General features: G+C 38.9%; 11 protein-coding genes. All 11 read right to left on the minus strand.

The window, feature by feature from the left end:
* Position 1: 1 nt before the first annotated feature.
* On the minus strand, positions 2-919 hold the full coding sequence (locus EDD70_RS06785; RefSeq protein ID WP_092751698.1) for an RluA family pseudouridine synthase: 918 nt from the start codon (positions 917-919) through the stop codon (positions 2-4).
* Positions 920-935: 16 nt separating this feature from the next.
* Complete coding sequence (gene lspA, locus EDD70_RS06790) at positions 936-1,415, minus strand: signal peptidase II (protein ID WP_092751696.1); 480 nt, start codon at positions 1,413-1,415, stop codon at positions 936-938.
* Between the two features lie 115 nt (positions 1,416-1,530).
* Entirely contained in the window at positions 1,531-4,323 is a 2,793-nt protein-coding gene (ileS, locus tag EDD70_RS06795; RefSeq protein WP_092751694.1) for an isoleucine--tRNA ligase, read from the minus strand.
* 41 nt (positions 4,324-4,364) lie between these two features.
* The gene (locus EDD70_RS06800) at positions 4,365-5,279 is read right to left on the minus strand and encodes a DivIVA domain-containing protein (protein WP_092751692.1); all 915 of its coding nucleotides are present in this window, start codon (positions 5,277-5,279) and stop codon (positions 4,365-4,367) included.
* A gap of 11 nt (positions 5,280-5,290) precedes the next feature.
* On the minus strand, positions 5,291-6,067 hold the full coding sequence (locus tag EDD70_RS06805; protein WP_092751690.1) for a YlmH family RNA-binding protein: 777 nt from the start codon (positions 6,065-6,067) through the stop codon (positions 5,291-5,293).
* Positions 6,068-6,069: 2 nt separating this feature from the next.
* Entirely contained in the window at positions 6,070-6,537 is a 468-nt protein-coding gene (locus EDD70_RS06810) for a cell division protein SepF (RefSeq protein ID WP_092751688.1), read from the minus strand.
* Between the two features lie 4 nt (positions 6,538-6,541).
* Positions 6,542-7,267, minus strand: coding sequence for a YggS family pyridoxal phosphate-dependent enzyme (locus EDD70_RS06815; protein ID WP_092751685.1), 726 nt, complete (start codon positions 7,265-7,267; stop codon positions 6,542-6,544).
* Positions 7,248-8,465, minus strand: a complete 1,218-nt coding sequence (locus tag EDD70_RS06820; protein ID WP_092751683.1) for a biotin/lipoyl attachment domain-containing protein — start codon at positions 8,463-8,465, stop codon at positions 7,248-7,250. The genes EDD70_RS06815 and EDD70_RS06820 overlap by 20 nt, the downstream gene beginning before the upstream one ends.
* A 33-nt stretch (positions 8,466-8,498) precedes the next feature.
* Positions 8,499-8,741, minus strand: a complete 243-nt coding sequence (gene hfq / locus EDD70_RS06825) for an RNA chaperone Hfq (RefSeq protein ID WP_092751681.1) — start codon at positions 8,739-8,741, stop codon at positions 8,499-8,501.
* Positions 8,742-8,743: 2 nt separating this feature from the next.
* Positions 8,744-9,691 (minus strand): tRNA (adenosine(37)-N6)-dimethylallyltransferase MiaA, encoded by a 948-nt coding sequence (gene miaA, locus EDD70_RS06830; RefSeq protein ID WP_092751679.1) that lies wholly within the window; start codon positions 9,689-9,691, stop codon positions 8,744-8,746.
* 11 nt (positions 9,692-9,702) lie between these two features.
* Entirely contained in the window at positions 9,703-11,661 is a 1,959-nt protein-coding gene (mutL, locus tag EDD70_RS06835; RefSeq protein WP_092751677.1) for a DNA mismatch repair endonuclease MutL, read from the minus strand.
* Positions 11,662-11,681 lie beyond the last annotated feature (20 nt).

Consider the following 11,681-nt stretch of genomic DNA (forward strand, 5'->3'; position numbering starts at 1 on the left):
CTCACTGTTTTAAAGTATTAAGAAAACTTTTAAAATACAGAGGAAGCTCTGATTCAAACTCCATGTATTCTCCGGTTGTTGGATGAATAAACCCTATTACTTTCGCATGAAGGCATTGACCCTCTAAACTTTTAATTACCTTTTTAGGGCCATAAACATCATCTCCGGCTACGGGGTGCCCAATATATGCCATATGAACACGAATCTGATGGGTTCTGCCTGTTTCAAGGCGACAACGTATATGTGTAAAACCGTTGTACCGAGCTATTACTTCATAATGTGTTATTGCACTACGTGAGTTTTTTTCTATCACACACATTTTTTTACGAAAAGTCGGATGTCTCCCAATAGGTGCATCGACAGTGCCTTTGTCTTGTTTTACATTTCCGTAAACCATTGCTTCATAAACTCGTGTAAAGGTATGTGCATTTATTTGTGCTGCCAAAGCCGTATGAGATTTATCATTTTTTGCAACAATCAACAATCCACTTGTATTTTTATCGATGCGATGTACAATCCCCGGTCGGATAACCCCATTAATGCCGGAAAGTTGCCCTTTACAGCGATACAATAGTGCATTTACCATCGTTCCATCATAATTCCCTGCTGCAGGGTGAACCACCATCCCCTTTGATTTGTTTACAACCAAAAGATCACGGTCTTCATAAACAACTTCCAACGGAATATCTTGCGGAACAACATTAAGTTCATGCGGATCGGGAATAGTTACATCCAACACATCACCTGTACGCAGCTTATAATTTTTGTTAACTACTTTGCCGCATACTAATACCAGATTTTCATCACACAGGCGTTGGGCTGTAGTGCGCGTAATATCAGGTACATTTTCTGCGAGCCATTTATCAATTCTAACAGAATTGTGATCTGGCAATATACTAAATTCAAGCTTATTTGGCATGACTTTCCCCGTTTTTCTATATATTTTTTTCTTTTGCCAAATGTTTGTCCTTGCCTTCAAAGTATAAAATATAAATAGCTAATAAAATGGTACCAACTACAACACAGCAATCGGCAAAGTTAAAAACCGCAAAGTTTATTAGTCTAAAGTCAACGTAGTCAACAACAAAACCGCGCCCAATACGATCGATTAAATTACCAACACCGCCTGCAATAATCAGTGCAACCGACCAAATTGCCAAATTGCTTTTAAGCTTTTTCGAAAGCAAAAGTACAATTGCTCCAATTGCAATTAGCGAAGTAACGCCAATCAAAAACCATTTTTTGTTTTGCAAAATACTAAAAGCTGCACCATAATTTTCTACATAAGTTAGATGCAGTACGTCTTGTATTAATGGAATTGTATCTACTTGCGCAAGCGTATCCAATGCCCATTGTTTGATTGCCTGATCCACACCAATTAGGACCAATGCGGTGATCAAAGCGATAATAACCATGATTTTTCCTCCAATTGCTTCTGGGAGTTTAAGTCGTTTCAGAAAAGATAAACCAAACAGCTCGAGAGCAAAATTTGCGGTGTGTCATATTTTTGACCCACCGCAAATAAAAAACTTATTTGAGCACAGAAGCGCAGCGTGCGCAGAGTGTCGGATGATCGGAACATTTACCTACTGTATCACTGTAAATCCAGCAACGCTCGCACTTCTCACCTTCTGCAGGAACAACAGAGATTTTTAGCCCTTCAATTTCGCTAGCATATTCGCCTTTTTCATCTTGAACCAACTCAACTTCAGAAACGATAAAAGCGGTAGCAAGTTCTTCTTTAACAGATGTTAAAAATTCATACATTTCAGCATCGGAGTGCAAAATGACCTTGGCCTCAAGCGATTTTCCAATTTGCTTCGCATTTCTTTTCTGTTCCAAAGCTTTGTTTACATCATCGCGAATAATGTGAATCCTATTCCATTTTTCCATAAATGCTTCCGTTACATCAACATCATAATGATTGGGCATTTGATTGAAAATAATTGATGCTCCGTCTTCATCCTTACCATGTTTCGTGGAGGCCCAAATTTCTTCGGCAGTAAAAGGTATAATCGGCGATACTAAACGAGTAAGGCCACTGAGTACAGTATAGATAGCTGTTTGGGCAGAACGTCTTTTGGTGTCTGTTGCAGCTTCACAATACAATCTATCCTTGATTACATCAAGATAGAAGTTTGACATATCAATTGTACAAAAATTATGCACTGCATGGAACGCAACATGGAAATCAAATTTATTGTAAGCCTCTTTTACTTTTTCGGTAAGTTCATTCAGCTTTACAATTGCCCATTTATCCAATTCAACCATATCAGCAAATGCAATAGAATCTGTATCGGGGTCAAAATCATATACGTTGCCAAGAATATATCTTGCGGTGTTACGGATTTTACGATATTGTTCTGACAATTGCTTTAATATTTCTTTGGAAATTCTGACGTCTGCATGATAGTCAGAAGAAGCAACCCACAAACGCAGGATATCTGCGCCATATTCTTTGATGATTTCTTCAGGCAAGATACCGTTGCCAAGAGATTTTGATTGTTTCTTGCCTTCGCCGTCTACAACCCAACCATGGGTACAAACTGCTTTATATGGTGCTGCTCCCCTCCATGCTACAGCTGTTAATAACGAGGATTGGAACCATCCGCGATATTGGTCTGCCCCTTCGAGATATAGATCAGCAGGCCAATGCGTGAGATCGCCGCGTTCAGTTAAAACAGAAGCGTGAGTAATACCAGAATCATACCACACATCCATAATATCTTTTTCTTTTGTAAAATGTTTTCCTCCACAGTGCGGGCAGGTAAAACCATCCGGCAAAATTTCTTCAGCAGATTTTAGATACCATGCATCGGAACCCTCTTTGCCGAATAATTCTGAAACAGCTTTGATGCTTTCATCGTTTACGATATATTTTCCGCAATCGTCACAATAGAAAATCGGAATTGGCACACCCCATACACGCTGACGCGAAATGCACCAGTCGCTTCTGTCGCGAACCATGTTAATAATTCTGCCCTCTCCCCAATCAGGAATCCACTCAACGCCCTCAATGGCCTTAATTGTTTGCTCTTTAAAATCTTCAACAGAGCAGAACCATTGCTCTGTTGCACGGAACAAGATTGGACTATGGCAACGCCAGCAATGCGGGTACTGATGAATAATTTTTTGCAGTGCAAACAAAGAACCGGTTTTATCCAGATACTGAGCAATTGCTTTATTTGCATCTTGAGTAGATAACCCTGCAAACTGCCCTGCTTCTTCGGTGAGAACGCCTTTACTGTCAACCGGAACAATAATTGGAATATCGGGGTAATGATTGACACATACCTCAAAATCTTCAACGCCGTGGCCCGGAGCGGTATGAACACAGCCTGTACCGCTTTCTAATGTAACATGGTCGCCCAGTATGATAGGCGAAATACGATCAAGAAAAGGATGTTTGTAGGTAATATGCTCAAGGTCGCTGCCCGGTATAGTTCCTACTGTTTCGTAGCTTTCAATTTTTGCTGCAGCCATTGCAGAGGCAAGCAATTCGGTTGCCATAACATAATATTCATCATTTACTTTAACTACGCTATATTCATATGTTCCACCGAGGCAAATTGCAAGGTTCCCGGGTAATGTCCAGGTTGTTGTAGTCCAAATTACAAAATACACGTTGGACGGATCAATTCCCATAGCAGAGAACTTTCCTTTATCATCAACAACATTAAATTTTACATAAATTGAATGGCAAGGGTCTTCCTCGTACTCGATTTCTGCTTCTGCAAGTGCGGTATTACATGTAGGACACCAGTAGACCGGCTTTAAGCCTTTATAAATATACCCTTTCTTTGCCATCTCGCCAAAAATTTCAATCTGCTTTGCCTCTAATTCCGGCTGAAGCGAAAGATAAGGATGATCATAATCACCGATAGATCCTAAACGTTTAAAAGACTCTGCTTGCTGGTCGACGTAGCCGAGTGCAAATTCACGGCAGTGCTTACGAAGTTCGATTGGTGAGAGCTTTGTTTGGTCACCACCGATTTTTTTTCTTGCTTTTAGTTCAATAGGCAAACCATGTGTATCCCATCCCGGAATATACGGTGCCTTGTATCCGGTCATATTTTTACTTCTGATAATAATATCTTTAAGAACCTTGTTTAACGCTGTACCAAGGTGAATATCACCATTTGCGTACGGAGGGCCATCATGCAATACATACAAAGGTTTATCAGCATTTTTCTCGATCATTTTGTAGTAACGGCGATCTTCTTCCCAAGTTTTAAGCCAATCAGGCTCACGTTGGGGCAATGCTGCCCTCATTGAAAAATCAGTTTTTGGAAGATTCAAGGTTTGATTATAATCCTGAGACATTTAACTACTCGCTCCTTATTGATTAACTATCTAAAATAGCATTATTCGCGGTTTAAATCGTAGCCAGCACCAAATTTTAAAGTGCCGAATTTGGATTTCTTCTTAGATTCCATATTGTCAACTTTATCTTCTTCGTCATCGAAATCTTCATAATATTCTTCAGCATACGGTGACCTTTTATTATCTTCTTCAAGGTCCTCTCGATGCGGTACAGGAATGAATTTTTTAGGTTTGGGAGCAGGCTCCTCATAATCTTCCTGTTCGTAACGGGGCACTGGTTGCTTTTTGACAACAGAAAACTTTTGTCCATTCGGACGGTGAGAAGGCTGTACAGTTTCATATGATACAGACTCATCAGGGGCATGGTTTGCCTCTTCAGAAACGGCTGATGGAGGCTGCGAAACAGAATTTTCTGTGTTCTGCGGCGCAGATTCTTCAGCAGATGCTTCTTGTTTTGAAGTGTCATTTTTCGGCTCCTGTGAATGCTCTTTTGCAGGTGATTTATTTGGATCATCAGGCAAACTGCTGATGATTTCAAGATGCTGTTTATAGATGGCAAGTAGTTTGTTCTTAAATGCAGCTACATCTTTTTGCATTTTAATAAATACCATCTTTTCTTTTTCAACTTGGTCACGAGCCGTATTTATCAAGCGTTCTGCCTTAATAGTGGCATCACGCATAATAATTTCTGCTTTATTTTTTGATTCACGAATTACACTGTCACCCAGTTTTTGTGCACCCAAAAGTGCTGAGCGTAAACTCTCCTCGTCGCTGCGATATTCTTCCAGCTTTTCAGCCAAAACCTCCAGCTTTTTAGCTAAATCCTTGTTTTGCTCTTCTAACTCATCAAAACTGTGAGCAACTTCATTTAAAAATTTGTCAACATCATCATTACGATATCCGCCAATGGCAGAACGGTCAAATTTTTTGTTTACTATATCATTTGAAGTTAACATGCCAATCCCCCTTATAAATATTTTTTACAAAGCACATGAATGCGTCCTTTTTTCGTAACTGCTCCTGATTGAGCTACAATAAACTTACCGTAACCGCGAATAGAAATTATATCTCCTTCACAAACAGGATGGGAATTATTTTGTATACACTCATAGTTTTGGGTAACTAATCCCTGTTCAATCAAATTTGTTGATTTTTCTCTGCTTAATTTTGTTAATGTAGATACAATACAATCCAACCTTAGGCTGCTGACCGTATCTTTTATTTCAAAGAAATGCTCTTCAAGTGGTAAAACATCAGGCATACCAACTTCAAGCTGTACACCTACCCTACCCACTTTGAAAAGCTCATCCAGAATAATCTGCGTTACGGTATGCATCACGAACAACACAGTAATCCCTTTACCGACCAAGATATCTCCTATCGACTCGCGAGTGATGTTAAGGTTCATTAAAGCGCCTAAAAAATCACGGTGCGAAAGGACGTCTTCGGAACGGTAACGAAAGGTAATTGAGTCTATATTGTCAAATAAACTGTTCGGTTCTTGGGTTAAATCGATGTAATTGGGGAATATACCCAATATCTTTCGATTTGCATTATTATATCCGCCAAATAGAATAAAATTATTTCTGTGCTGCTGCAGAGCAATGGTGTTCGCCATTATTTGCTGTCTTTCGTCAAGAAAACCTATCATCCTGACATAGCTTTTGGTGTCCGCCGCTTGAAAAGCGTCAGACACCTTTGCTAAAAAATATTTTTCTTGTTGCGAGAGGTTCGATAAATTCATAATCAGAAGTAGACTCCATTGTTTTCGAGTTCATCCAACAAATCACCCATTATGTCCACATTGTACGGAGTAATAATGTATGTACTATTGGCTACACGTTTTATTTGCCCGTTATTTGCATAGGCAACCCCACTTAAAAAGTCTATCAATCGGCGCGAGATGTCTTTGTTGGTAGATTCGAGATTAAGCACAACTGTACGTTTTTCGTTAAGGTGGTCTGCAACAGAACTTGCATCTTCAAAACGCTCCGGCTTAACTAAAACTACTTGCAGCTGCGTTGTTGCATGAATATTAACCACTTTATTGCTTCGTCTTGGTATATCAGCGGTATAGGCAGGGGCAGCCGATGCGGATTGAGGTGCGGATTGATATGCTTCGCCATTAGAGGCTACATCATACTCATCTTCTTCATAGTCGTAGTCATCCTCTGGAAAGCCCATGAAGTCTTTGAATTTATCCATAAGTCCCATAGATTTATTCCTCCTGTTTTTTTCTAGAACCGAATAAGGCGGTTCCGATCCGTATTATATTTGCCCCGCATTCTACAGCGCACATATAGTCACCAGACATACCCATAGAAAGAAAATCCATATAAATATTATCTATTTTTTTTGCTCTAATGTCAAGAAACTCTTTGTATAAACTGCTAAAATATTGCCTAGTTTGTTCAATATTATCACAGATAGGGGGTATCGTCATCAACCCTCTCACACGAACATGCTTAAAATATGTAATATCCGTTAAGAATTGAACTAAATCTTCCAAAAAAACGCCATGTTTGTTTTCTTCTTTGCCTATATTCACTTCGATTAAAACATCCATGATTTTACCAAGCTTTGCACAATATTTATCTATCTGTGCCGCAAGCTTCATACTGTCTACCGACTGAATCATATCCACTTTATCTACAATATATTTCACTTTGTTAACCTGTAAATGCCCAATATATTGTATAGATATATGTTCTTTGTTATATCCATCGTATTTTGCCATTAGTTCTTGTACACGGTTTTCACCGATATATGCAATACCATAAGAAACTGCACGATTGATAACATCAACATTCTGCATTTTTGTAGCTGCCAGTATTGTGATATCTTCAAAGTTCCGCCCTACGGATTGAGCAGCTTTGCGTACATTTTCCTGAACGATTTCGATGTTTTTTTTTAAAGCACTATCGTCAATTGATAGGTTTTCCATCCGTTAGATCAGTCCCTTCCACTACAATATCATCAAACAACTGAACTTGTTCTTTTTTTAATATATCTATATTGCTTAGCACGTAGCCTGTACCTTCGTATATGACATCTATCGTCTTAAACTGGATTTCACTGCCTGTATTTACATAAACTCCGCGTTGATTATTTAAAAAACGTACAGCCTGATCCGGTATTTTTAAACCAGTATAAACCTGAAAGTTCAGTTCTGCTGAAGGATTGCGCATTCTGGTAAGCTGCGGACTCATAAAATCGCAGGACATCGTAACAATAACTTTGTTGTCGTCTTTTTGTTCTCGTACAGATAGAATGGTTGCCGGTACATCGGTAAAAGAAGTTATACCAAAGTCAATATTCAGATTAACGCCTTCGCGCATATTAATGGCTTCATCCTTTGGGATAAGTGCAACAAAACACCATGGTTTTTGGCTAATAATTTTTCCAACTTTGGTATTATCCTGTTCAAATTTATGGTCGATGTAACCTTGTATCTGTTCCACTGTGATATTATCAAGTTTTTCTACAGTTAACTCTTGCTCCATCCCATCAACATAACTGGAAAAATAACCAACTTGATCGGCAGTGATAATTTCTGATGTACCTGAAACTGCTTTTTCAAGATTCGCTATTTCGCTTTTGAGTTCATCTTCTTTATTGGAAAAATCCTTAACAACCCCTGTTGCAAGTTGCTTTTTATTTAGGTTCGTCAATAATTCAGATTTTTTGTAAGTAATATCTACTACCTTATGCGATTCATTACTTTCGATTATCGCATAAAGGTTTTCGTTAATTTGTTTTGATATAGCATCTGAATTGAGATAATAGTTATTACCCGGATTTTGGATGCCTTGAAGTTTTTTAAGTTCATCCTCAAAGTCTTTAATTAAGCGTTTATTGATGACATCTTCTTTGCTTGCATAAACTTCTGCAATAGGAGTACCAAAGGTTACTTTAACACCGTCATCATTATAATACGCAACTACTCCGGCGGTAGAATCATCAATTACAGTTTCATCGCGCACTATCAAACCTTTTATTCGCTTAGTATCTTGTACAGTGTAGCTGAGTACGGTTTCTGTTTTAATAGGTGAATAATAGTAACGATACCCTTGATAACCCACATATAGCAGTAAAAATAGTGAAAGTAAAGCGGTTAAAATTTTACTTGATAGGGTTTCCATAGGTTCTCTCCTACTCCATCAGTCTAAGAAGGGTTAGTCTTCAGCTTCCTCGCTCGAGTTGGTCATATCAATTGCTCGTGCCGGATTGATGGTTGAAATTGCATGCTTGTAAACAAGATTTTGTTTGTCCTCACAATCCAAAATCACTGTAAAGCTATCAAACCCTTTTACAACACCTTTGAGTTGAAACCCATTGGTAAGATAAACTGTGAGCGGTGTTTTTTGTTTTCGAGCCTGATTCAAAAAGATATCCTGCAAATTTCCGTTTTTTATCATGATCAATTCACTCCTTTTCTCTTGTCAATCAGTTGAGATACTTCCATCATCAGCTGATTAAAATCAGTAAACTCATCTATATTTAACCAATGAATTCGACGATCTCTTCGAAACCAAGTTAGCTGCCGTTTTGCATATCGACGAGTTTCTTGTTTAACGCGTTCCACTGCTTCGTTAAGAGATGTTTTTCCTTCCAAATAATCAAAAAACTCTTTGTAGCCAATTGCCTGTACCGAAGTTTTTGAATAACCTTTGTCGATTAATGCATGAACCTCATCTAAAAGACCTTGTTTCACCATTAAATCAACCCTCAAATCGATACGATCGTACAAGGTTTGACGATTGCTATAGTTAAGCCCCAACATACAAAGATTATAGGGCGATTTGTGCAAGCGCGATAACCTTTGATGTTCAGTCATGGTCACACCGGTAAGGCGGTATATCTCTATACCACGTATAACCCTGCCTTGATTATTAGGATGTAAATTCTGTGCAAGCTCGGGGTCAATTTTATTAAGCATGTGCCAAAGATACTCATTACCATGTATATCGCCAAGTTTTTTTAATTCTGAACGTAATTCTGTGCTGCTGGGTGTAGGTGTAAATGTTATATTATCGACTAAACTGTTCACATAAAGCCCTGTACCACCTGCCAAAATAGGTAACTTCCCTCTTTCAGCGATATCTGCAATCGACGTTCTGGCATATTCTACATATTCTGCTACACTAAAGGTTTTATCAGGTGTAATTAAATCAATGCAATGATGCGGTATTCCGTCCATCTCTTCAATAGTGGGCTTTGCCGTACCGATGGACATATATTTATAAATCTGCATAGAATCTGCCGAAACAACCTCGCCGTTATAGAGTTTGGCAATTTCAATAGAAAGTTTGGTTTTGCCTGAGGCAGTCGGCCCTACTACGCAAACAAGCGGTATTTTTTTAAGCATGTATTCCTCCGTTATGCCCTGCCAAATTGCTTTTCCAGCTCGTATTTGGACATGGTGACACATACTGGTCTACCGTGCGGGCAATGCTGAATCGAAGCATCTTCCTTTAATATCTGAACAATGGCAGAAAGCTCCAATTCTGCATTTTTGTTTCCTCCTTTTACAGCTGTACGACAAGCTACCGAATGATAAAGACTATCTAAAACTTCGGGAGTAATATCGTGTTTGTGATTTTTTAAGTTTGAACATAACTCGCTAATTACAACCGATACATCACTGTCTTTCAGCCACATAGGGGCGCTACGCACCAATAGCGAACTGCCCCCGAAATCTTCTGCTTCAAAGCCACATTGTGCCAAAACACTAAAATGTTCTATTGCTACTGCATATTCGTCACGCGATAATGTAACTGTTTGGGGGCAAAGCAAAGTTTGACTGAATTGGGCTATCTGCTGAGTTTTAATTTTATTAAACAAAATTCTTTCATGTGCCGCATGTTTATCAATTACTAACAGCTTGTCCTGATTTTCTAACAAAATATAGGTGGAAAAAACTTCGCCTACCATTCTTGCGTTTTCGTACTGGCTGTTCTCATCTTTTTGTGTGGAAGAATAAGGATTGGTTTTCGAAACAACATCCGATTGTTGAGTTAAAGGGGGTTTTGTTGGCATACTCTGTAGGATGTGTAATGGCTTTCTATTTGCTAAATCCATATCCAATTCGGATGGGTTGAATTTTGTTTGATAACCGGAAAATAAATTGTTGCTGTCTTGCATAACCATCTGTTTACCTAACCCTTGATCCATTTTAACAAAACCAGAGCGCGAAACAGCACGATTTGCGTTGTTTTGCGAACTTTTTTCTGTCTGGGCAGTGGCCATTTCTTGATATTGTTGAGCAGACATCCTTTGCTGTACAAATTCATTTTGCGGAATGCGGTTTATCGGTGCAGACTTATGTAAAGCTGCCATTTCAGGTGCTTTTAACGTAGATAGCGCATTCTTAACACCGAAATAGACCAAATCGAAAATTGTTTTTTCATTTTCGAATCGAACTTCTATTTTAGCTGGATGTACATTAACATCTACAGTGTGTGGTTCTATCGTAAGATTTAAAATACAGGCAGGAAATTTGCCAATCATAATTGCGCCTTTATAGGCTTCTTCAAGGGCAGCTGCGCAGGTACGGCTTTTGACAAAACGTTTATTGATAAAGAAGTTTTGCATGGATCGATTTGCCCTGCTGTATTCCGGTTTGGTAATTAAACCATGGATGGAAATTAAGCCGCTGTTATATTGCAGTTTTGTAAGACCTTTTGCAAAATTTTTTCCATATACCGCATAAACTGCAGATAATAAATCACAATCTCCGGGAGTGTTTAATTTGAGCACACCATCTCTAATAAATTTAAAAGAGACTTCCGGATACGATACGGCAATTTTATCTAGCACTCCCGCAACCGCATTTGCTTCTGAAGTATCTTTTTTGATAAATTTAAGCCTTGCAGGGGTATTGTAGAACAAATCACGAACAATAATCGTTGTGCCTTTAGGACAGCCTGCAGGACTGATTTCTTGCTCAGCAGAGCCTTCAATAACAAATCGTGTACCTTCCAGTTCTTCTTCGCATCGTGTAAGAAGCTCTACTTTGGAAACAGCAGCAATTGATGCAAGTGCCTCTCCGCGAAAACCCATTGTCATAATACCATCAAGGTCTTCTTCTGTACGGATTTTACTGGTTGCATGGCTTAAAAAGGCAATCTTAACATCATCACGGCAGATTCCGCTGCCGTTATCGGTAACACGAATAAAAGTCATTCCGCCATTTTTAATTTCAACAGTTATAGCTGTGGCGCCTGCATCAATTGCATTTTCCACAACCTCTTTTACAATTGATGCAGGACGCTCTACAACCTCACCTGCTGCAATCAACTCTGCTACATGCCGATCCAGCTGATTGATAATTCCCAATGTCCCGCACCTCCTTGTTA

This window comes from Hydrogenoanaerobacterium saccharovorans, assembly GCF_003814745.1.
In the GTDB taxonomy this organism is placed as follows: Bacteria; Bacillota; Clostridia; order Oscillospirales; family Ruminococcaceae; genus Hydrogenoanaerobacterium; species Hydrogenoanaerobacterium saccharovorans.